At 40.0% G+C, this 21097-nt stretch carries 21 protein-coding genes; 9 read left to right on the plus strand and 12 right to left on the minus strand.

Annotated elements, in window-relative coordinates:
* Window positions 1–6: 6 nt before the first annotated feature.
* The 4 genes from dnaG to rsmD form a co-directional block, all read right to left on the minus strand.
* On the minus strand, window positions 7–1758 hold the full coding sequence (dnaG, locus tag BW142_RS12125; RefSeq protein WP_024603725.1) for a DNA primase: 1752 nt from the start codon (window positions 1756–1758) through the stop codon (window positions 7–9).
* Window positions 1759–2002: 244 nt separating this feature from the next.
* Window positions 2003–2449 (minus strand): GatB/YqeY domain-containing protein, encoded by a 447-nt coding sequence (locus BW142_RS12130; RefSeq protein ID WP_076925019.1) that lies wholly within the window; start codon window positions 2447–2449, stop codon window positions 2003–2005.
* Window positions 2450–2468: 19 nt separating this feature from the next.
* Window positions 2469–2684 carry a 30S ribosomal protein S21 gene (rpsU, locus tag BW142_RS12135; protein WP_002957797.1) on the minus strand — a complete coding sequence of 72 codons (216 nt, stop codon included), beginning with the start codon at window positions 2682–2684 and terminating at the stop codon, window positions 2469–2471.
* Window positions 2685–2829: 145 nt separating this feature from the next.
* Window positions 2830–3435, minus strand: coding sequence for a 16S rRNA (guanine(966)-N(2))-methyltransferase RsmD (gene rsmD / locus BW142_RS12140; protein ID WP_076925020.1), 606 nt, complete (start codon window positions 3433–3435; stop codon window positions 2830–2832).
* Between the two features lie 208 nt (window positions 3436–3643).
* On the opposite strand from rsmD, the gene ftsY reads away from it, so the two are divergent.
* The 4 genes from ftsY to rpoH all read left to right on the plus strand — a co-directional run bounded on the left by ftsY (window position 3644) and on the right by rpoH (window position 8651).
* A complete protein-coding gene (gene ftsY / locus BW142_RS12145; protein WP_076925021.1) occupies window positions 3644–5743 on the plus strand; it encodes a signal recognition particle-docking protein FtsY in 2100 nt (699 codons plus the stop codon).
* Between the two features lie 87 nt (window positions 5744–5830).
* Window positions 5831–6508 (plus strand): cell division ATP-binding protein FtsE, encoded by a 678-nt coding sequence (ftsE, locus tag BW142_RS12150; RefSeq protein WP_007582842.1) that lies wholly within the window; start codon window positions 5831–5833, stop codon window positions 6506–6508.
* Window positions 6505–7491, plus strand: a complete 987-nt coding sequence (gene ftsX / locus BW142_RS12155; protein ID WP_007582840.1) for a permease-like cell division protein FtsX — start codon at window positions 6505–6507, stop codon at window positions 7489–7491. Before ftsE ends, ftsX begins: the two co-directional genes overlap by 4 nt.
* 296 nt (window positions 7492–7787) lie before the next feature.
* A complete protein-coding gene (gene rpoH / locus BW142_RS12160; RefSeq protein WP_024600152.1) occupies window positions 7788–8651 on the plus strand; it encodes an RNA polymerase sigma factor RpoH in 864 nt (287 codons plus the stop codon).
* A 158-nt stretch (window positions 8652–8809) separates the two neighbouring features.
* Here rpoH and BW142_RS12165 read toward each other — a convergent pair whose 3' ends face one another.
* Genes BW142_RS12165 through gpmM form a run of 4 tightly spaced genes read right to left on the minus strand, consistent with a single transcriptional unit; the run spans window position 8810 to window position 13609 of the window.
* Window positions 8810–9571, minus strand: coding sequence for a divergent polysaccharide deacetylase family protein (locus tag BW142_RS12165; RefSeq protein ID WP_143475935.1), 762 nt, complete (start codon window positions 9569–9571; stop codon window positions 8810–8812).
* A gap of 50 nt (window positions 9572–9621) precedes the next feature.
* On the minus strand, window positions 9622–10887 hold the full coding sequence (locus tag BW142_RS12170; protein ID WP_076925023.1) for a S41 family peptidase: 1266 nt from the start codon (window positions 10885–10887) through the stop codon (window positions 9622–9624).
* Window positions 10888–10921: 34 nt separating this feature from the next.
* Window positions 10922–12061, minus strand: a complete 1140-nt coding sequence (locus tag BW142_RS12175) for a peptidoglycan DD-metalloendopeptidase family protein (protein WP_024600149.1) — start codon at window positions 12059–12061, stop codon at window positions 10922–10924.
* Window positions 12062–12064: 3 nt separating this feature from the next.
* Window positions 12065–13609, minus strand: coding sequence for a 2,3-bisphosphoglycerate-independent phosphoglycerate mutase (gpmM, locus tag BW142_RS12180; RefSeq protein WP_076925024.1), 1545 nt, complete (start codon window positions 13607–13609; stop codon window positions 12065–12067).
* Between the two features lie 546 nt (window positions 13610–14155).
* Between gpmM and BW142_RS12185 the strand changes: the two genes are divergently transcribed.
* The 4 genes from BW142_RS12185 to gpsA are packed head-to-tail and all read left to right on the plus strand — an operon-like array spanning window position 14156 to window position 16407.
* On the plus strand, window positions 14156–14587 hold the full coding sequence (locus BW142_RS12185; RefSeq protein ID WP_002957784.1) for a rhodanese-like domain-containing protein: 432 nt from the start codon (window positions 14156–14158) through the stop codon (window positions 14585–14587).
* Between the two features lie 31 nt (window positions 14588–14618).
* The gene (gene grxC / locus BW142_RS12190) at window positions 14619–14876 is read left to right on the plus strand and encodes a glutaredoxin 3 (protein WP_024600147.1); all 258 of its coding nucleotides are present in this window, start codon (window positions 14619–14621) and stop codon (window positions 14874–14876) included.
* Between the two features lie 34 nt (window positions 14877–14910).
* On the plus strand, window positions 14911–15396 hold the full coding sequence (secB, locus tag BW142_RS12195) for a protein-export chaperone SecB (RefSeq protein WP_024600146.1): 486 nt from the start codon (window positions 14911–14913) through the stop codon (window positions 15394–15396).
* 3 nt (window positions 15397–15399) lie between these two features.
* The gene (gpsA, locus tag BW142_RS12200) at window positions 15400–16407 is read left to right on the plus strand and encodes an NAD(P)H-dependent glycerol-3-phosphate dehydrogenase (RefSeq protein ID WP_024600145.1); all 1008 of its coding nucleotides are present in this window, start codon (window positions 15400–15402) and stop codon (window positions 16405–16407) included.
* A 69-nt stretch (window positions 16408–16476) separates the two neighbouring features.
* Here gpsA and trmL read toward each other — a convergent pair whose 3' ends face one another.
* On the minus strand, window positions 16477–16941 hold the full coding sequence (gene trmL, locus BW142_RS12205; protein ID WP_024600144.1) for a tRNA (uridine(34)/cytosine(34)/5-carboxymethylaminomethyluridine(34)-2'-O)-methyltransferase TrmL: 465 nt from the start codon (window positions 16939–16941) through the stop codon (window positions 16477–16479).
* Between the two features lie 160 nt (window positions 16942–17101).
* On the opposite strand from trmL, the gene BW142_RS12210 reads away from it, so the two are divergent.
* Entirely contained in the window at window positions 17102–17968 is an 867-nt protein-coding gene (locus BW142_RS12210; RefSeq protein WP_076925113.1) for a cation diffusion facilitator family transporter, read from the plus strand.
* Here BW142_RS12210 and BW142_RS12215 read toward each other — a convergent pair.
* Genes BW142_RS12215 through BW142_RS12225 form a run of 3 tightly spaced genes read right to left on the minus strand, consistent with a single transcriptional unit; the run spans window position 17928 to window position 20961 of the window.
* Complete coding sequence (locus tag BW142_RS12215) at window positions 17928–18875, minus strand: alpha/beta fold hydrolase (RefSeq protein WP_076925025.1); 948 nt, start codon at window positions 18873–18875, stop codon at window positions 17928–17930. The two genes, BW142_RS12210 and BW142_RS12215, sit on opposite strands and share 41 nt — an antisense overlap.
* Before the next feature lie 3 nt (window positions 18876–18878).
* Window positions 18879–20294: an ATP-binding protein gene (locus tag BW142_RS12220; protein ID WP_076925026.1), complete on the minus strand. Its 1416-nt coding sequence runs from the start codon at window positions 20292–20294 to the stop codon at window positions 18879–18881.
* Window positions 20272–20961, minus strand: a complete 690-nt coding sequence (locus BW142_RS12225) for a response regulator (protein WP_024600142.1) — start codon at window positions 20959–20961, stop codon at window positions 20272–20274. The genes BW142_RS12220 and BW142_RS12225 overlap by 23 nt, the downstream gene beginning before the upstream one ends.
* Window positions 20962–21097 lie beyond the last annotated feature (136 nt).

The raw sequence follows: 21097 nt of genomic DNA on the forward strand, positions 1-21097 counted from the left end.
CACACCCTAACTGTTAGTCGCTTTTAACGCTGTCATTAACAAATGACACTCAAGTCTTTCATCGCTACTAAGGCCTTGAGTCTTGTCCTTTATTAATAGGGTCTCGAGTCGATAATTTAAACACTGATCTTCAATAAACTTGAAAGTATTTTTAAAAACCGTTTCTAAACGTTCTTCATTTATGTCGTGTTGCCACGTTGCAAGCTTGATTAATGGCTCATAATCTTCAGTTCCTCTAAAAAATTCGAGCAATTGTGCAGTGGTAACATTTTCTTTCTCTAAAGCTTGCTCTTGTAAACGTAACAATAGTCCTATACCAGCAATATTCATTTGTGCGAGCTCAGGTAAGTACGGCACATTTTTAGCTAAATTAGGATGTTGAATTAAAATACCAATCGCTTGTCGCATCGGTGTTATTTTAAATTTACGTTCAATAGAATGCTGTTGTTTTGGTGTTTTTAAACGGTTATTTAATTGCTCACGTGTTCTTCCGATTAAACGCCCTAATTGTTCAAGAATGTTTTCTTGATAAAATTCACTTGGGATTTTTTCAATTAGTGGAAGCGCTGCACTGAGTAATTTAGCTTTCCCTGAGTCGAGTGTTAAATCAACTTCTTGGCTTAATTTATTAAATAATACTTTAGTAAAGTCATCCGCTTGGCTTAGGCGCAATTCGAATTGCTCCTTCCCCTCTTTTTGTACAAGAGAGTCAGGGTCTTCGCCATCAGGTAAAAACGCAAATTGCAGTGCTTTACCATCATTTAAATAAGGAAGTGCGTTTTCAAGCGCTCTCCAGGCTGCATCACGGCCAGCTCTGTCACCATCGTAACAACAGATTACTTTATCTGTTGTTCTAAACAGAGTATGCATGTGCTCGCTTGTTGTTGCTGTGCCTAAAGATGCTACAGCGTATTCAATTCCTTGTTCGGCTAGGGCAACAACATCCATGTAACCTTCAACAACCATTACATGTTCAAGTTTTTTATGGGCTTGCTTTGCTTCATAAAGCCCATAAAGCTCAAAGCCTTTATGAAAAATTCGGGTCTCTGGCGAGTTTAGATATTTGGGCCCTTGGTCAGCTTGCATTACACGTCCACCAAATGCAATAACGCGTCCGCGTTTATCGCGAATAGGGAACATTAATCGGTCGCGGAAAAAATCAAATTGTCTGCCTGGTGTTTTTTCTGAAGCTAGTTTTAATTCAACCAACTGCTCTTTTTGTTCTTTATTACGGCCAAGTTGAAGGCATAATCCATCCCACTCGCTGGGAGCGTAGCCAATCATAAACTTTTTAACTGTTTCACCACTTAAACCACGGCCTTTTACATATTCAATAACGGCAGCAGAATTACTGTGGTGTTTTAATTGGTGTTGATAAAAGCGCGCAGTATGAAGCATTAAATCGTAATCAGAGCGCTTTTGTGCAGCAGTACGTTCTGGTGCTGAGTTTGTGCCTTGTTCTCGAGGTACTTCTAAGTTAAGCATGCTTGCTATTTCTTCAATAGCATCTACAAACTCAAGCTTTTCATACTCCATTACAAACGAAATTGCATTACCATTAGCGCCACAACCAAAGCAATGATAAAACTGTTTGTCTTGCGATACAGTAAATGAGGGCGATTTTTCGTTATGAAATGGGCAGCACGCTTGATAATCCTTACCTGCTTTTTTTAGACCTACTTTTGAGTCTATCAGGTCGACAATATCGGTTCTGGCAAGTAAATCGTCTATAAAGTTACGTGGGATCTTTCCAGCCATTAGTAAAATACAGTCCTGAAATAATAAGAAGAATAACGAATATGAAATTTACTTTTTTATACTTGCTTGATGCAAAATATAGCGTGCTTTAACTTACCAAAATGATAGCAAAATAAATAGGGAAGCTATAAAAAATTTCATTTTAAAGTAACCTAATAGGCGTACTTTTTATTAAAGTTAAAAACAAAGAAACCGAGCGCAAGGCTCGGTTCACTTCAATCATACTTTAATGTATGTGGGAGTATTAGGCAGTTAATCGTTGCTTAATTAAACCAGAGATTTTGCCCATATCGGCACGACCTTCGGCTTTGCTTTTGATTATACCCATTACTTTACCCATGCCTTGCATACCTGCTGCGTTAGTATCAGCAATAGCCGCATCAATGAGAACAATGATTTCTTCTTCACTCAATTTTTGAGGTAAGAAAGTTTCAAGTGCTACTATTTCATTGGCTTCAATATCAGCTAAATCATCACGCCCAGCATCTTTGTACTGAGTGTAAGAGTCACGACGTTGTTTAACAAGCTTCACTATAACGGAGGTAATACCTGCGTCGTCTAGTTCTATGCGCTCGTCAATTTCACGTTGCTTGATTGCAGCAAGTACCATACGAATAGGGTTAAGACGTTGTTTGTCTTTAGCTCTCATCGCATCTTTTTGCGCATCTTTTAGCGTTATTAAAAGGCTCATTTATACAAGACCTAATATATTAGTATAATTTAACGCGACGTGCGTTATCACGAGAAAGTTTTTTCATGTGACGTTTTACTGCAGCAGCTTTTTTACGCTTACGCTCAGCTGTTGGTTTTTCATAGTGCTCGCGACGACGAACTTCTGAAAGGATTCCTGCTTTTTCACATGAACGCTTGAAGCGACGAAGTGCTACGTCAAACGGTTCGTTCTCTCTTACTTTAATTACTGGCATTAAAAATTCACCTACCTAAATTATGAGCGTTGCTCAAGTTGATCAAACATTGATCAAGTGGTTCAAAAATGGTGCGGTATTGTAATCCGAAGCAACACCACATGTAAAGGACAATATTAACAGAAACGCATCATGTAAAACAGTATTAATTTACTTGGCGCTGGTAGAGTTTGCAAAACACTTGGCCTGCCTTTTTTTCTTTAATTAACAACCAGTTGCTTGGGTTGTTAAAGGTGGTTAACTCTGTTTCGACTTCAACATAAATTAATGCATCATCGCTTAACCATTGGTTTTTTTCTAATAAATCACAGGTTGTTTGCGCTAAATCTTTACGAAATGGTGGGTCAACAAATACAAGATTAAACGCTTCGTTTGTGTTTTTTTGCTCTAAAAAGGAGAGTGAATTAATATGTTTAACGTATGCGTTGTCGAGCTTTAAAGTGCTAATGTTTTGTTCTAATTGCTTGGCAGCTGACGAGTCGAGCTCGATAAATGTGGCGTTTTTGGCAAATCGAGATAGCGCTTCAAATCCTAACCCACCAGAACCTGCAAAACAATCAAGTACATTTGTGTCACGCGTATCTTGCATTAGCCAATTAAATACAGTTTCTTTAATTCGATCGGTAGTAGGTCTTAAGCCTTCTACATTTTTAACAGGGAGTTTTCGGCCTCGAAATTGGCCACTAATCACTCTAATAAAGCCATCGCAGGGCTTGTTAGTAGCTTTATTTTGCGTTGTTTTTTTTCTCATTTAGCTCACTAAAAAATGGTATATGGTATCTAGCTCAGATAATATTATGGGTGATTACGCGTAGCTTCATTTTTCAACCGTATTAAAAGTGTTACTATTGAACACTTACGTTTTGAATGGTTGTATTTAATTAGCAACTATTGCTGGGCATTGCCAAGCTATTTCAAATTTTAGTTTATCAGATTTTTATAAGTGGTTATTAGCAAGTATGACAAAAAAAAGTAAATTCATGTCGTGGCTCGGTTTTGGCAAGTCAGATAAAAAAGAAGCAGAGCAAAAAGCAGCCGCTGATAAACAACAAGCATTAGCGCAAGAAGAAGCGCAGAAGCTAGAGCAAGAAAAGCTTGCACAGCAGGCTGAAACTGAACGTTTACAAGCAGAAGCCGAAACAGAGCGCTTAGAGCAGGAGCGTATTGCTGCTGAACAAATTGAAGCGAAACGTCTAGAGCAAGAAAAGCTAGCACAGGAGCAAGCTGAACGTTTAAAAGCAGAAGCCGAAACAGAGCGCTTAGAGCAGGAGCGTATTGCTTCTGAACAAATTGAAGCAAAACGTTTAGAGCAGGAGCGTGCTGAAAACGCAGAAAAGATTGCAATTGAGCAGGCCAATGCTGAATTACTTGCAAAACAACAAGCTGATGCAGAAGCGCAAAGACAAGAACATGCACAACGTTTAGCCGATCAAGAAACGCAGATGCAATTAGAGCAAGAGCGATTGGCTGCAGAAAAAGTAGAGGCTGAGCGACTAGAGCAAATACGCCTTGAAAAAAAGGATGAAGCTGTAAAGGCTGAAAAGCTTGCAATAGAGCAAGCGAATGCTGAATTACTAGCAAAAGAACAAGCAGATGCTGAAGTACAAAGACAAGAACAAGCAAAACGTTTAGCAGAACAAGAAGCGCAAATGCGTTTAGAGCAAGAGCGCATTGCTGCTGACAAAGTTGAAAATGAACGTTTGGAACAAGAGCGCATTGCTTTAGAAAAAGCAGAAAATGAACGTTTAGAGCAAGAGCACATTGCTTTAGAAAAAGCAGAAAACGAACGTTTAGAGCAAGAGCGTATTGCTGCTGAACAAGCAGAAAACGAGCGTTTAGAGCAAGAGCGCATTGCTTTAGAAAAAGCAGAAAATGAGCGTTTAGAGCAAGAGCGCATTGCTTTAGAAAAAGCAGAAAATGAACGTTTAGAACAAGAACGAATTGCTGCTGAAAAAGCAGAGAATGAACGTTTAGAGCAAGAGCGTATTGCTGCTGAACAAGCAGAAAACGAACGCTTAGAGCAAGAGCGTATTACTGCAGAAGAAGCAGAAAATGAGCGTTTAGAACAAGAACGTATCACAGCAGAACTTGCAATTGAAGAAGCTAAAAAAGCAGAAAAGCCGAAAAAAGAAGGGTTTTTCTCTCGTCTTAAAAAGGGCTTGTTAAAAACTCGCGTTAATATAGGTTCTGGTTTTGCGTCTATTTTTAGTGGTAAAAAAATAGATGACGAATTATTTGAAGATCTTGAAACGCAGCTGCTCACCGCCGATTTAGGCGTTGACACTACTATGAAGTTGATTGATAGCCTGACTGATGCTGCGAACCGTAAGCAGTTAAAAGATGGTGATGCGCTTTATGAGTTAATGAAGCAAGAAATGGCTGCGATGCTAAAAACAGCTGAACAGCCTTTAGTAATTACCGAAGATAAAAAGCCGTTTGTTATTTTAATGGTGGGTGTAAATGGCGTTGGTAAAACAACGACTATAGGTAAGATGGCTAAGCAATTTCAAAACGAAGGTAAGTCGGTTATGCTGGCCGCTGGTGATACGTTTAGAGCGGCTGCTGTTGAGCAACTTCAGGTTTGGGGCGAACGTAACAGCATTCCTGTTATTGCCCAACATACAGGTGCAGATAGTGCGTCGGTTGTCTTTGATGCATTCCAAGCTGCAAAAGCACGTAATATAGATGTGTTAATTGCTGATACAGCAGGGCGCCTGCAAAATAAGGATAACTTAATGCAAGAGCTTGAAAAAATAGCTCGCGTAATGAAAAAGATTGATCCTGATGCGCCGCATGAAGTTATGCTAACCATTGATGCTGGTACAGGTCAAAATGCAATTAGCCAAGTGAACTTATTTAATCAATGCGTTGGTTTAACTGGTATTACGCTTTCAAAACTAGATGGAACTGCAAAGGGTGGTGTTATTTTTGCGGTTGCAGATAAGTTTAATATTCCAATTCGTTACATTGGTGTTGGTGAAGGTATTGATGATTTACGCGCTTTTAAAAGCGATGACTTTATTGATGCGTTATTTAGCCAAGATGAGGACGACGTTTAATTTACCAAAAAAGGGAGCTTGCTCCCTTTTTAATTGCGAGGAATACCAATTTTATTAGTAAATTAATTGAATTGGCATAATAAAAAGATGATAAATTTTCAGCAAGTAAGTAAGACTTATCCTGGAGGGCACCGCGCCCTCGAAAAAGTTAATTTTCATGTTAAACCGGGTGAACTTGCCTTTTTAACCGGTCACAGTGGTGCGGGTAAAAGTACGTTGCTTAAGTTAATTAGCTTAATGGAACGTCCATCGGCAGGCAGTGTATTTATCAACGGTGTTGATTTAAATAAAGTAAACTCGCGTCAAATTCCTTATGCTCGCCGTGATATTGGTATTATTTTTCAAAACCACCGTTTACTAGAGCGCTATACTATTTTTGATAACGTGGCGCTGCCTCTTATTATTGAGGGTACTCACCATAAGCAAATAGCTAAACGTGTTCATGGTGCGCTTGATAAAGTAGGCCTGATAGACAAAATAAAATGTCATCCGTCGATGCTCTCTGGAGGCGAGCAGCAGCGTGTTGGTATTGCCAGAGCAATAGTGAACTCCCCGCCAATTTTGTTAGCCGATGAACCTACAGGTAACCTTGATCCTGAGCTTTCAATGGAAATACTAAAGCTGTTTGAAGACTTCAATAAACACGGCACCACTGTTCTTATAGCTACGCATGACTTAGGTTTGGTTGCACGTATGAAGTACCGCAGTCTAACCTTAAAAGATGGTCGTATGCTTCAAGATCCGCTCGCTGAGGGAGCACTATGAGTTTACTTTTTAAAAGTCGTCAAAATAGTAACGACAAGCAAAAAAAATCAGTATTAGCTGGCGGTTATTTTTTCATTATTAATATTTTTCGCCAAGGTGTTCATAGCTTAGGTGAAATGTGGCGTACGCCGCTTGCGTCTATGATGACTATTGCTGTACTTGGTTTGAGCCTAACGTTACCTGCAACACTTTATCTTGTCGTTAAAAACGTACAGCAAGTAAGTAGTGGTTTTGAAGAAGCGAGTGAAATATCGTTGTTTGTAAAAGAAAGTATGAACGAGCAAGAAACGCAAACATTAGTAAAGCGCTTAGCGTTATATCCAGAGGTTGAAAGTGTTGAGTTTATTTCAAAACAAAAAGCACTTACTGAGTTTAAAGACGTATCTGGATTTGGACAGGCCTTAGAATATTTAGATAAGAACCCATTACCAGATGTGGTACTGGTTACGCCAACAAAACGTCACAGACACCCAAATGCTGCTAAAGTACTGTTAACTAAATTAGAAAGTGAACGTGAAGTTGATTTTGGTAAGCTCGATATAGCGTGGTTAGAGCGTTTAAATGCATTACTAGATTTACTGAAAGAAAGCGTAATAACCATCGCATTATTACTGCTTACCTCAGTGACGCTTATTATTGGTAACACTATTCGTTTGTCGATCATGGATAAAAAAGAAGAAATACAAGTCATGAAGCTAGTTGGCGCAACTAACACCTTTATACATGCCCCATTTTTATGGACGGGCATTTGGTATGGTGTAATAGGTGGTTTGTTTGCCTTTATATGCGTAGGACTAATGATGTGGTGGCTTTCAAGCGCCGTGAGCAGTGTAGCAGGGGTATACCAAACAAGCTTTTCGTTAATTGGATTATCGCTTAACGAGCTTGGCTTTTTAGTGTTACTTGCAACAAGCTTAGGATTTGTAGGCTCTTACCTTTCTGTAAATCGATATATTAAAGAAATAGAACCCGATAAAGTATAAGTGAACCAACTCAGTTCGATGTGCGTATGGTATCGGACTGGGTTGTACCTCCTGTTATTAAAACTGTCATATTTGTGTACTATCCTCCCATAAAGTAATGAGTTGTAAATAAGGTGATACAGCGAAGTTAACCCGCTGCAATCCCTCAATTCATCACTTATTCAGTCGCTTGTAGTAGACTAAACCCATACTAAAAAACTGCTTGATTTATACTTTTAAAAAGTTTTAAATTGGGGTTAGCACTCTTAAAGAAAGAGTGCTAAGATAGTTTCAAATGTTTATCACCGAGGTGAAAAATGAGTAAAGATTTATACGCAATGGCACTTACAGTCGGACAACAAAGCGCAAGCATGGACGGTTACCTTCAAGCGGTAAGCACTATCCCTATGCTTAAAGTTGAACAAGAGCAAGAACTTGCTAAAAGGCTTCAGGATGAAGGCGATCTTAGTGCTGCCAAGCAACTCATTATGTCGCATTTACGCTTTGTAGCACATATTGCTAAAAGCTACTCGGGATACGGCTTGCCACAAGCTGACCTTATTCAAGAAGGTAATATAGGCCTGATGAAAGCGGTTAAACGTTTCGATCCTACAGTGGGTGTACGTTTAGTATCGTTTGCAGTGCATTGGATTAAAGCCGAGATTCACGAGTTTGTGCTTAAAAACTGGCGCATAGTTAAAGTTGCAACCACTAAAGCGCAACGTAAATTGTTTTTCAATCTTCGTAAAAACAAAAAGCGTTTAGGTTGGTTTAATCAAGCTGAGGTAAGCACCGTTGCTAGCGAGCTAGGTGTGAGTGAAAAAGAAGTACGTGAAATGGAATCGCGCATGAGCGGCCAAGACATGGGCTTTGACCTAACTGGCGATGATAACGACGACGCACCAACTAGCACTTACTCTCCAGTACAGTATTTAACAGATGGTGCAGCTGACTTAGCTGACGACGTTGAACAACAACAGTGGAAAGAGCAAGCGCATACTCGTTTATTTAGTGCACTTAAAACACTAGACGAGCGTTCACAAGATATTGTTAGCGCACGTTGGTTGTCGGATGATAAAGCGACTCTTCAAGAGCTTGCACAAAAGTACAGTGTATCTGCTGAACGTGTTCGCCAGCTTGAAAAAACAGCGATGAAAAAATTACAAAGCGCTATGAGCTAAACACAGTTCAACCTGAAAAATTTAAAAAGCCCTGCATGAGAATGCAGGGCTTTTTGCTTTCGCGTTGGTTTGTGCGAAGCGAAACCCAACGATAAAATATCCTTTCAAGTAATATGCATATTGAATGGTTAGTTTGTAATTAGTGTATGAAAGCTATATCACCTAGCACTAATCTCTTTTCCCTCAGCCTGCGCTAACTGAATGTATTTACGTTCAACCAGCTGCGAAACCGGCACGAGCTCAAAACCTTGCTTAGCTAGCTCGGGTAAGGCATGGCGTAAAAATTCGATTGTTTCTGGATAGGGATGAGCAATTGCTATAGCGGAATTATGTATGGTGGCTAGTTGCTTTAATTCTTCAAGCCTCAGCTGGAGTTGTTCTGCTGTAGTTATATTGTCTAAGAACACTTGGCGACTAATATTAGCAACACCTAAAAAGTTAGCAGCATTTTGTGCTTGGCTTAAGTCGGTTGTACGGCTATCTAAAAAATATAAATGGCGCTTTTTAAGTACTTCCATTGTCCATTTCATAGCTTGGCTTTTTTGCGTAAGCGCTGAGCCCATGTGGTTATTAACGCCTTTAACTTGCGGTAAACTAGCGAGAGCTGTTCCAAGAGTTTGCTGAAGCTGCTCTTTATTCATATTTAAAGTAAGCGCGCCAGGTCCGAGTTCTTTACCGTTAAGTGCCTGCATAGGCACATGGAGTAATAACTCTTTATTTGATTGACTGGCAAGCGTTGCAAAAATTTGCGAATAAGGGGTATGAGGCAAAATTGAATACGACAATTGCCCTGGTAAGGAAAGGAACTCTAAGTCCCGTTGATGATAGCCTATATCGTCTATCACTATCGCTATTTGTTTGGCGCTAATTGTTGCTGAGCTAAAACAAATAGCTAATATTAGCCATTTTATTATTTTCACGTTTATAGTTTTTATTATCTTTTTAGCTTTGTTTATACAGCTTGTACAAGCTATTGCATGCTGAGTAATTGTTTTGCTTTAACTAATTGTAAATCTGCTAAGTTACCAGTAAGTAATTGCGCGCTACTGTTAGTGTGTTCATTTTTTATTATAACGGCTTTATTACTTTGTGAAAGGTTTGTTTGATTAACAGCCACATCTGGGGTTATTCCTATTCCATCAATCGATTTACCTAATGGCGTAAAATATTTGGCTGTGGTGAGCTTTAATGCAGTGTTGCCATCACCTAGCGGAATGAGCGATTGTACAGAACCCTTCCCAAAAGATTGACTGCCTACAACAGTTGCTCGTTTATTATCTTTGAGTGCTGCTGCAAGTATTTCGGCTGCAGAGGCTGAATTTTCGTTTATAAGCACAACAATGGGGGCATTTTTTAGAATGTCTCCACGCTTTGCATAAAATGCTTGGTTGGCATCGTAAAAACGTCCTTTAGTTGTCACTATAGTGCCACTTTGTAAAAATAGGTCTGATACCGCCACAGCGCTTTGTAATGTACCCCCAGGGTTATCGCGTAAATCAATCACTAAGCCTTTAAGTGGGTAACCAAAGTGGCTTTGCAGGGCAGCAACTTGCAGAGCAACCTCATGCAATGTGTGGTTAGAAAAATTATTGATAGCTATATAACCAGTTCCAAAATCTAGAAGTTCGCTTGTTACGCTTTCGAGGTTTACTTGGCGGCGTGCAACATGAAACGTGATAGGGCTTTTATTGTTATCACGATTTATAATTAGGTCTATATTTGAAAATTTACTGTCTCTTATTAGTGTTGCTACTTCATCGATTGTACGATTTTGGACTGCGTGGTTGTTTACACTTACAATAATATCGTCTGGTAAAATCCCCGCCGCTTTTGCGGGAGAGTTATTAACCACATTAACAATAGTCATATTCTCGTCGATATTTTTAACCTCAATACCAATACCTGTGTAGCGGCCATTTGTGTTATCAAATAATGAGGTTAGTTCGTGCTCATTTAAGTACTTAGAGTAAGAGTCGAGCTTTGAATATAAACGCTCAAATTGCTGGTTATTATATTTAATGTGGTGGCTATTTTGTAAGGTGAGATCTTCAACGTAGTAGGCATGAATGTTAAAGAGTATTTCGTCTATTTGTTGTCTTTTAAGATCTTTAATCGAGCTTGCTAGTGTGTCACTAGTAAAGGCAATTAAGGTTAGTAATACGAGTAAATACAGACTTATATAAAAGCCTGTATTTTTTTGAACAATGGTAGTTACTACAGTTTTTTTAGTTGTCATCAGCTGCTCCAGAGCGGTGCAGCGATTAATTTAATTAAATGCGTTTGCACCATTTGATAGGATTTACTGCGCGTCCTTTGTGGCGTATTTCAAAGTATAGACCAGAACTAGCTTGTCCGCCGCTTTGGCCAACTAAAGCAAGTGTTTCGCCTTCGCGTACCATATCGCCTACATCTCTTAGCAATGTTTGAGCGTGGCCATATAGGCTCATAAAGCCCTCACCATGATCTACAACAATTACCCAACCATAGCCTTTTAGCCAATCGGCAAATACAACTTGACCATTATGTACGCTATTAATATTAGTGCCTTCTTTTGCACCAATTAATACGCCTTTCCAATCAATACCACCATGTTTACGTTGGCCAAAAGTGTGCTCTAACTTGCCTTTGCTCGGCCAGTCTAATTTACCTTTATTTTTATTTAGGCCCAGTAATTCAATTTTTTGTGTTTTTTCTTTTTCTAGTTCTTCAATCGTTGCTACCAAAGTTTGTTGGTTTTCTTTTAAATAATTTATTGAGCTTTTAGTGCTGTTGAGCTGAGCTTGTAAGTTTTTAAGATTTGCTTGGCGTTCACTTTGTGCATTAACTAAAGCGGTTTGGCGTCTTTTTTGCTCATCAAATAAAAGTTCTAGTTTTTCTTGTGTTTTAACAAGCTCTTTTTGGTTTTGTACTATTTGCTGTTGAAGATCTTTTAGATCTTCAATTTGTTCAATACGAGCTTTATTTAAGTAGTTGTAATAACTTAGTGTGCGCTCAAATTTTGCAGTGTCTTCTTGATTTAATAACATTTTAGAGTAATCGTCGCCACCGGCCATATAGGCACTTTTGAGCTGCGCGGCTAAAACTTTCTGAAATTGAGCATGCTTTTTATCGAGCTCATCGGCTTTATTTTGCAACTCTTTTTGCTGTGTTTTAGTTTCTTTTACTGATTGCTCTGCCATGTTAAGTGCTTTAGCATTTTTAGCTATATCGAGTTCATGGCTTTTGAGGTTTTTTTGTAGTGACGCTATTTTTTTTCTTTGCGCGTTATATTCAGCCTGGCTTTGCTCAAGTGCATTTTGAACTTCTGATAAGTCTTTTTTAGTACGATCTTCATTAGCAACTGCAGATGCAGTCACTAATGAAGTTAGTATTAAACCGCACTTAATTAACCGGTTAATACGTCTATTCATGTGTTATTTCAACATCATGATAGGCGTACCAGTCATTTCGCTTGGTTGCTCCATGCCCATTAAGTGAAGCATTGTAGGGGCTACATCGCTTAATGCCTTACCTTGCATAGGCTCTGCATCGCGACCAACATAAATAAAATGTACAGGTTCACTAGTGTGGGCAGTATGCGCTTGGCCTGTTTTAAGATCAGCCATTTGCTCGGCATTACCATGATCAGCTGTTATTAGTGCTTCACCACCAAACTCTTCAAGTGCATCAACAACACGTCCGATACAGCTATCTACAGCTTCACAAGCTTTAACAGCAGCTTCAAATACACCTGAGTGACCAACCATATCGCCATTAGGATAGTTACAAATAATAGCGTCGTATTTTCCACTTTTAATTGCTTCTACTAGCTTGTCGGTTAGCATTTCTGAGTTCATTTCAGGTTGTAGGTCGTAGGTTGCTACCTGCGGCGAAGGAATTAGCTCGCGTGTTTCGCCTTCAAATTCGCTTTCACGTCCACCACTAAAGAAAAATGTAACGTGTGCGTACTTTTCGGTTTCTGAAATGCGAAGTTGTGTTTTGTTATTTTTTTCAAACCACTCACCAAGTACGTTTACTAACGGTGTTGAACCAAAGGCAATAGGTGCATCTATATCAGCTGCGTATTCTGTCATCATTACAAATGCGCTAAGCTCTGGCGTTCTTTTTCTTGCGAATCCATCAAAATCAGGCTCAACAAAAGCGCGAGTAATTTCGCGGGCTCTGTCTGCTCTAAAGTTGGCAAAAATTAGCGTGTCGCCATCGTTTATTGAAGCAGGAGCGGCGCCTGTTGGTGTAATAGTTGTAGCGGCAACAAACTCGTCGTTTTCGTCGCGCTCGTACGCTGCGTTAAGTGCCTCTACGCCGTTATCAAAATTAAAGTCACCTTCAGCTAATGCAATTACGTTGTAAGCTTTTTCTACGCGGTTCCAACGATTGTCTCTGTCCATTGCGTAGTAACGGCCAACAAGTGACGCTAAACGACCGCATTTAAGTTCACTAAATAACGTTTCAATACGTTCGATTGACGCTTTAGCACTACGTGGAGGTGTATCGCGGCCATCTAAAAAGCCGTGAAAGTAAACTTCTTTAGCGCCACGTTTTGCAGCAAGTTTTATGCTAGCAACTATATGGTCTTCATGGCTATGTACGCCACCTGGGCTTAAAAGACCCATTATGTGGACTGCTTTACCTGCTTTTACGGCTTTATCTATATTTTCAACTAAGGCTGGTGTTGAATCAAATTCGCCATCGTTAATAGCTTTTGTGATACGGGTAAAATCTTGATAAACAATGCGACCAGCACCTAAATTTACATGGCCAACTTCTGAGTTACCCATTTGACCATCAGGAAGACCTACATCTAAACCCGAAGCTGATATTAATGTGTGTGGGCGAGTGGCCCATAAATTGTCTAATACCGGTGTGCTAGCTGCAAGAATGGCGTTACTTTGCGTATCTTCGCGGTGTCCCCAACCGTCTAAAATCATTAATACCAGTGGTTTTTTATGCTCTGTCATAATAGCTCCTGAAAATTAGTATCTGTTGATGGATACTGTGCACCTAAAAAGGTTTATTAGCGTGGTTTTAGCATACCGTGTTTTTAAGCTAGGATCAGCATTGAAAACAAGATATTAAATTTTTTCACTTACTGCTATATATGGGGGGCTTTATCGTTTTTTAAACGTCTCTAAGTGCTCCTAAACTCGCATTTTAGGTTGGTTTGGGTATACTTGCGTGGCTAAAGTACAAAATCCTTAAAATATTAGGGCGTGTTGCACTTTGGTGGTTGAATTTGCAGCAGGATGTTTGGTTTTTAGGCAAGGCAGAGCCTATGAAGTGTGGTTACTCCCCATAAATAGGCGATAACGTAGCATAAATACCAAACATACGCTGCCCGTTGGGTTCTTTCTAGAGACTATTACCTCTTTGTTGCTCGGTTTTTACTTAGCCCACTAGGTTACAAATCTCGCGCCGCGATTTAATCGCCCCTAGATTGAACAAATTTCAATCCACAAAGGCCAACACGCCCTAGGTTTAAAACATAATTTCATAGTGGAAGTAGAATGGATCAATATATTGAATTTATTACAAATCATCCCATTTTAAGCCTTGCTTGGGTTGGTATTGTTTTCCTTATTGTTAGTGGCTGGATAAAGAGTAAGCTTTCAGCTGTTCGTCAAATAAATCCTCAGCAGCTTACGTTACTTATTAACCGTGATGACGGTCAAGTAATCGATATACGTGCGCAAAAAGAGTTTAATGCAGGGCGTATTTCTGGTGCTGAGCATTTGAGCCCAGAGAATGCGAAAAAATCTGACTTTTCAAGCCTTGAAAAGTACAAGACTAAACCCATTATAGTTGTATGTACTACAGGTATGACTGCCCAAGGTACTGCAGCCGCTATGAGTAAAGCTGGTTTTGAACGAGTTTACTTATTAGCAGGTGGCATGGGTGCGTGGCAATCTGCCAGCTTACCAACTACAACAGGTCGCTAATCAGTTTAGCTAGGCCGATAGAGGATTTATTATGAGTAATGTTGTTTTATACACCAAGGCGTATTGTCCATTTTGTCAGCGTGCTCTTTCGCTTTTAAATAGCAAAGGCGTTGAATACACTAATTATGATATTGGTGTACAGCCTGAACTACGCGCTGAAATGATTGCTAAAGCCGGTGGCGCAAGCACAGTACCGCAAATTTTTATTAATGATGAACATATCGGTGGCTGCGACGACATGATGGCTATTGAAGCGCAAGGTAAACTTGACGCTAAGTTAAACGCTTAATTTAATTATAATAACGAACAAGTTAGGAATAACAATGAACGAAGAAAATCAAAACGCGGCCGCTGCACAAGACGGCGCACAATTTACTATTCAACGTATTTACACTAAAGATGTATCGTTTGAAACGCCAAATTCTCCGGCCATTTTTCAAAAAGAGTGGACGCCAGAAGTTAAGCTAGACCTAGATACACGTTCAAACAAGCTGGACGAAGGTGTATTTGAAGTTGTTTTAGCGCTAACAGTAACTGCGTCTATTGGTGAAGAAACTGCGTTCTTATGTGAAATTCAACAAGCGGGTATTTTTACTATTGCTGAGGTTGAAGAAGTACAACTTGCACATATGCTTGGTGCATTTTGTCCTAACGTGTTGTTCCCATATGCACGCGAAGCTGTTTCAAACCTTGTTAACCGTGGTACTTTCCCACAGCTTAACCTTGCGCCAGTTAATTTTGACGCATTGTTTGCACAATACATGCAACAACGTACTGCGCAAGCTGACCAGGTTACAGCAGACGCATAACCTATGAGTACAGCAACTACAGCTGTTACTGTATTAGGGGCGGGGTCTTACGGCACCGCCCTTGCTATTTGTTTAGCCCGAAATGGTCACAACGTGACACTTTGGGGACGAAATAGCGACGACGTTGCCACGCTTGCAGCTGAGCGGAAAAATCAACGTTACTTACCTGATGCTCCTTTCCCAGACACTCTGACTCTTGACGCTAACTTACAACATGCCGTTGCTAGCAGCGCTATTGTACTTGTTGTTGTGCCAAGTCATGCTTTTGGCGACACACTAGCCCAGATAAAACCTGCACTGCAAGAAGGCGCTAAAGTTGCTTGGGCCACAAAAGGCCTTGAGCCTAATACAGGCCGTTTATTACAAGAAGTTGCTTTGCAAGAATTAGGTGATGACATTCCACTTGCGGTACTTTCTGGTCCTACGTTTGCAAAAGAAATGGCGATGGGTTCACCTACAGCTATTTCTGTGTCTTCTACGTCGCCTGAATTTGCTCAGCAGCTCGCTGATTTACTTCATTGTGGTCGCTCATTCCGTGTGTATAACAATGATGATTTTATCGGTATACAGCTCGGTGGTGCGGTTAAGAATGTAATTGCCATTGGTGCCGGTATTTCGGACGGTGTTGGTTTTGGCGCTAATGCGCGTACCGCGCTTATAACCAGAGGCCTTGCAGAGCTTACTCGTTTAGGTTGCGCTCTTGGTGCTAAGCCAGAAACCTTCATGGGAATGGCTGGCCTTGGCGATTTAATACTAACGTGTACAGATAACCAATCACGTAATCGTCGATTTGGTTTAGCACTAGGTAAAGGTGAAAGTGTCGATGCTGCTATTGAGTCAATTGGCCAAGTAGTTGAAGGCTTTAGAAACACCAAAGAAGTGTATTTATTAGCGCAACGTAGCGGTGTAGAAATGCCGATTACCGAGCAAATTTATAAAGTACTTTATGAAAATAAAGATATGAAAGAAGCTGCAATGGCGCTATTAGGCCGAGAGCAGCGTTCTGAATAAATTTATACAAATATACTAAAACTAAAAAACCGACGTTATGTCGGTTTTTTGTTGTTTGGTACAAGGTGTTTATTGCGCGTTAGGAAAACCCAACTGGCGCCACGACTCGTAAACAAACACGGCTACTGCGTTTGATAAGTTCATGCTGCGGCTATTGGCTTGCATAGGAATACGCACACGCTGCTCTTTTGGTAATGCTTGGATCATATCATCAGGTAGACCGCGGGTTTCAGGTCCAAATACTAAGCAGTCGCCGGCTTCGTAGTTAGCTTCATGATGGAATTGGCTACCTTTGGTTGTACATGCATATACTTTTTTAGGCTTGCACTTCTCAAGATAATCTTCAAAAGAAGCATGGCGTTGAACATGGCTAAATTCGTGGTAATCAAGGCCCGCACGCTTTACTCGTTTGTCGTCCCATTCAAAACCTAACGGCTCAATTAAATGTAGTGCATAGCCGGTATTGGCACATAGGCGAATAATATTACCAGTGTTAGGGGGTATTTCAGGTTGGTATAAAACAATATCCAGCATAGTGAGCCTTTTAAATAATCTGTAGTTTAACGATTTTCAGTATACACGAAACCCTTCAAAAAAATGATATACTCACACTATTGAATACTCCTAATTATCGGATTAAAACGTGCATAACCGTAGCTACGAATTTTGGGTTAAAACTTCCAGCATTGTTACCATGGTAATGGTTAGTTTAATGATTGGCGCAAAAACATGGGCATGGCTTGCTTCGAGCTCTGCCTCAATGCTTGGCTCGTTAACTGATTCGTTAATGGATATAACAGCCACCGCCATGAGTTTTTTAGTGTTAGGCTACGCACTGCGCCCAGCAGATGATGACCATAGGTTTGGGCACGGTAAAGCTGAAGCACTTGCTGGACTTGGGCAAGCCGCGTTTATTGCGGGCTCAGGTTGCCTACTTGCTTTTCATGGTATTGAGCGGTTATTTAACCCTATACAGTTAAGCCATTCTTTATTAGGTGTGTGGGTAAGTATTTTTGCTATTGCGTGTACGCTCGTCATTGTATTTGTACAAAACAAGGTGGTTAAGTATACCGATTCAATTGCCATAAAAGCCGACTCAGTACATTACAAAGGTGATTTAATATTAAATGCCGCTGTGCTATTAGCTATTTTGTTAGCTTATTATGGTGTGTTGTATGCCGATCCTGTTTTTGCGATAGGTGTAGCGGGTTACTTACTTTATAACAGCTGGGATATTGCTCGCGATAGTGCCGATCATTTAATGGATAAAGAGCTGCCGGACGATGAAAAGCAAAGCATATTTGATATAGCCAGAGCCCATGCAGATGTACATGGTGTGCATGATATTCGTACGCGCCAAGGCGGGAAAGTTAAGTTTATCCAAATGCACTTAGAGCTTGATGACCATTTAAGTTTGATTCGCGCGCACAATGTGGCTGATGAAGTAGAGGCAATGCTTAGCGAACGCTTTGAGTCTGAGGTAGATATACTGATCCACCTCGACCCTTTGTCGGTACTTGTTAAGCCGTCACCGACTCACAAAACTGATACAAGCTCTTAAGCAATGGCTGGCGTATTTCATCACGTTCAAAAAACAGCTCGTGTTTAGCGCCTTCAAAGCTTTTAAGTACTGTATTTGCATGTCTGTTTGCTAATTTATATTGGGCATTGTTATCAACCACTTCGTCGTTTTGCGCACTGGCAATATAAAGTGGAATAGTCACGCTCAAGTTATCCACAGAGGTTATAAATACAAACGTCGCATTTAGCCAGCCGTAAGTAACACCGCCGAGCTGTAGTAATGGCTCTTCTTGATATGTTTGCCTAAATAGCTCGTAACGCACTGGACTGCTGGTTAATACATTTGTAGCAAACTCATCGGGTATGTAATCGGTTTGCCCTAGTGCGTAGTTGTCTTTTTGACCCAAAAGGGTCGCGGTACTTGCTATCAATTTAGCTAAAGGTTTTGGTGTGTTTTTTGTGTAAATATCAAGCATAGGCGCTGATAAAAACGCGCCACTAAAATTGTGTTCAAAATGCGCAAGGTAATCAAAAGCAATAGCGCCGCCCATTGAATGACTCACTAATACTTTTTTACCCGGCCAATAAGTATCGACAATTTGTTTATTAAATAAGTTTAGATCGGCACTGTAATCTTTAAATTCATTAACATGGCCTTTATGCTTATTTAGTAGATGGCGATAAGAGCGACCTTGTCCTTGGTGGTCGACTATGAATATGGCAAAATTATTATTATAAAGCTCCCATAACAGCTCTTTATATTTGTCTAACCCTTCAAGGCGTCCCGAGCTTATTACAATGGCAGTTTTAGCTTTATCAGGTATGGCATAAGCATAAAATAATTGCCCGTTAGGCGTATCTAAATAAGCTTTAATTAGCGTGTTTTTATAAAAGTTATTAATTGTTATTTGATTACTTTTAAGCTCACGCTCACTACTATAAAACATGCTTTACTCTTTTATTAATGGCAAGGTTATATTAGCACACAAGCCACCTTGTTCTTTATTTGATAATACTAAACTGCCGCCATGCGCAGTAATAGCATTTTTAGCAATCGCGAGACCTAAACCCGTGCCACCACTTACGCGGTCGCGCGCATCTGATTGCCTAAAAAAGGGCTCGCAAAGCTTGCTCAGTTGCTCATTTGGCACACCAGAGCCATCATCACATATTTCTATATAAATGGCATCTGTATGCTTTAGGGCAATGCTAATAGTCTTATTTGCGTATTTAATAGCGTTGCGTAATAGGTTTTCAAGTGCGCTGGCAATAAGGCCTTCGTCGCAATTAATATTTACGTCTACAGCGCCCACTATATTTAGCTGCTTATTATTTTGTTTTGCTTCAAACTGCGCATCGTTAATAACGTGATCTACAATTATTTGTAATGATTGTTTTTGCAGTGAAAGCGCTTGGCTTTTTGCTTCTAAGCGAGAAACTTGCAGCACGTCAGCAATCATTTTATCGAGCTGGTTAGCCTCTTTTTCTATGCGTAATAAATATGATTGGCTAGCGTCGTTAGCTTGCATTTGTGCAAGTCCGGTAGCCATTTTTAAACGTGTAAGAGGCGATCGTAACTCATGTGATATGTCGGCTAACAAGCGTTTTTGTGAGCTAATTAAAAGCTCTAACTGATTAGCCATACTGTTAAAATCTCGCCCAAGTATTCCTAGCTCATCTTTTCGGTTTACAGAAATATCGGCCCTTGCACTTAAGTTACCCGCAGATAATTTAATTGCTGCTTTTTTAAGGCTATTTATAGGGGCTATTAAATTACGGCTAAATACAAAACTTAAAATGAGAGATGCAACAATTGCGATGACTATTTTCATCCAATTAGGCATTAGCTTAAAGCGCATTATTAGCGGCGGTTGATGGTTAATATCTATTTCATAAAGATAAAAACTCCCTTCAGGCACTTTTATATTAACAGGGCCGAAGGCTTGGTATTTTTCAGTGAAAATAATTTGCGGTGACATGTTTTGAGTAAAGTTTAATAAACTTAAGTCAATGCTCTCTGGCACTTCTTTATTACTAAGTGAGTCATCGGATTGTGCTGCGCTTAAATATAAAAGTTTACGCTTTGATAGGCGAGGGTGAACTAATACTTCGCTTAGGGTGCGCTTATGTTTAACAGCAGATCGCTCAATGCTTTTAGCGGTATATATCAGGTTTTTTTTCATCGGCCCATAAAGTGGCTCGTTAGATACCGCATTAATAGCGGTAATATTACTTAAAAATATAAGCGCTGCTACGGTGCCGATTATAGTTAACCAAAACCAAATAAATATTTTAAAAAATAGGTAGTGCCCAGGGTGCTTTAACCAAGCAAAGTAAGTGCTTTTATTCGCCTTGGATAAAGACATAACCTGTACCTCGCATTGTTTTAATTCGCTCGCCTGGAATATGCTCCGCAATTTTTTTACGGATATTACTTACATGCATATCAATAGAGCGATCAAAAGAAGCTAAACGCCTGCCTAGTACTTCTTCGCTAATTTGCTCTTTACTAACAACTTCGCCTGCATTTTTACACAATAGCGTGAGTATTTCGTACTCTGTACCGGTAAGGGTTAGTGTAGAGCTGTCTATTGAGGCCTCTCGCGCTGCAAGGTTAACAGTAATACCATTAACGAGTAACTTACTCGTTGTAGCTGCATTTAAGCTATTAATGTGCTCTATACGGCGTGTTATCGCTTTTACGCGGGCTAGTAATTCACGATGATTAAAAGGCTTTGGAATATAATCGTCAGCGCCTAGCTCTAAACCAAAAATACGGTCAAAGTCTTCACCTTTTGCAGTAAGCATTATTACAGGGGTGAGCTTTGTTTGCCTAAGTTGTTTAAGCACTTCAAAGCCATCAAGCGTTGGTAGCATTACATCAAGCAGTATAAGTGCGTAGTCGTTTGCTTGTGCTAGTTTAAGGCCCTGCTCACCGTCGTGCACGCTTTGTATTTCAAAGCCTTGAGCAGTTAAATATTCACTTAATAGCTCACAAAGGCCCGTATCGTCATCAATCATTAATAGTTTCATTTACAAACCCTTAGAGTTGTTTATAGCGTTATTTTACCCGCTAAATAGTGCAAAGGTGAATCTTTACACAACCTTTACACTGCTTTGCGTTACTTTGCGTTGAGTTAGGTATAGTTAACTCACTGGCTTAGCAGCC

The sequence above is a fragment of the Pseudoalteromonas sp. EB27 genome (assembly GCF_001974875.1).
GTDB lineage: Bacteria > Pseudomonadota > Gammaproteobacteria > Enterobacterales > Alteromonadaceae > Pseudoalteromonas.

Excerpts from the sequence above, each read along its gene's own strand:
- BW142_RS12185 (WP_002957784.1), top strand. The coding sequence starts at position 14,156 with ATGGATCAATATATTGAATTTATTACAAATCATCCCATTTTAAGCCTT.
- ftsX (WP_007582840.1), top strand. The coding sequence starts at position 6,505 with ATGAGTTTACTTTTTAAAAGTCGTCAAAATAGTAACGACAAGCAAAAA.
- gpsA (WP_024600145.1), top strand. The coding sequence starts at position 15,400 with ATGAGTACAGCAACTACAGCTGTTACTGTATTAGGGGCGGGGTCTTAC.
- rpsU (WP_002957797.1), bottom strand. The coding sequence starts at position 2,684 with ATGCCAGTAATTAAAGTAAGAGAGAACGAACCGTTTGACGTAGCACTT.
- secB (WP_024600146.1), top strand. The coding sequence starts at position 14,911 with ATGAACGAAGAAAATCAAAACGCGGCCGCTGCACAAGACGGCGCACAA.
- ftsE (WP_007582842.1), top strand. The coding sequence starts at position 5,831 with ATGATAAATTTTCAGCAAGTAAGTAAGACTTATCCTGGAGGGCACCGC.
- dnaG (WP_024603725.1), bottom strand. The coding sequence starts at position 1,758 with ATGGCTGGAAAGATCCCACGTAACTTTATAGACGATTTACTTGCCAGA.
- BW142_RS12215 (WP_076925025.1), bottom strand. The coding sequence starts at position 18,875 with ATGTTTTATAGTAGTGAGCGTGAGCTTAAAAGTAATCAAATAACAATT.
- rpoH (WP_024600152.1), top strand. The coding sequence starts at position 7,788 with ATGAGTAAAGATTTATACGCAATGGCACTTACAGTCGGACAACAAAGC.
- BW142_RS12175 (WP_024600149.1), bottom strand. The coding sequence starts at position 12,061 with ATGAATAGACGTATTAACCGGTTAATTAAGTGCGGTTTAATACTAACT.
- BW142_RS12225 (WP_024600142.1), bottom strand. The coding sequence starts at position 20,961 with ATGAAACTATTAATGATTGATGACGATACGGGCCTTTGTGAGCTATTA.
- rsmD (WP_076925020.1), bottom strand. The coding sequence starts at position 3,435 with ATGAGAAAAAAAACAACGCAAAATAAAGCTACTAACAAGCCCTGCGAT.
- BW142_RS12210 (WP_076925113.1), top strand. The coding sequence starts at position 17,102 with ATGGTAATGGTTAGTTTAATGATTGGCGCAAAAACATGGGCATGGCTT.
- grxC (WP_024600147.1), top strand. The coding sequence starts at position 14,619 with ATGAGTAATGTTGTTTTATACACCAAGGCGTATTGTCCATTTTGTCAG.
- BW142_RS12170 (WP_076925023.1), bottom strand. The coding sequence starts at position 10,887 with ATGACAACTAAAAAAACTGTAGTAACTACCATTGTTCAAAAAAATACA.
- BW142_RS12130 (WP_076925019.1), bottom strand. The coding sequence starts at position 2,449 with ATGAGCCTTTTAATAACGCTAAAAGATGCGCAAAAAGATGCGATGAGA.
- trmL (WP_024600144.1), bottom strand. The coding sequence starts at position 16,941 with ATGCTGGATATTGTTTTATACCAACCTGAAATACCCCCTAACACTGGT.
- BW142_RS12220 (WP_076925026.1), bottom strand. The coding sequence starts at position 20,294 with ATGTCTTTATCCAAGGCGAATAAAAGCACTTACTTTGCTTGGTTAAAG.
- gpmM (WP_076925024.1), bottom strand. The coding sequence starts at position 13,609 with ATGACAGAGCATAAAAAACCACTGGTATTAATGATTTTAGACGGTTGG.
- ftsY (WP_076925021.1), top strand. The coding sequence starts at position 3,644 with ATGACAAAAAAAAGTAAATTCATGTCGTGGCTCGGTTTTGGCAAGTCA.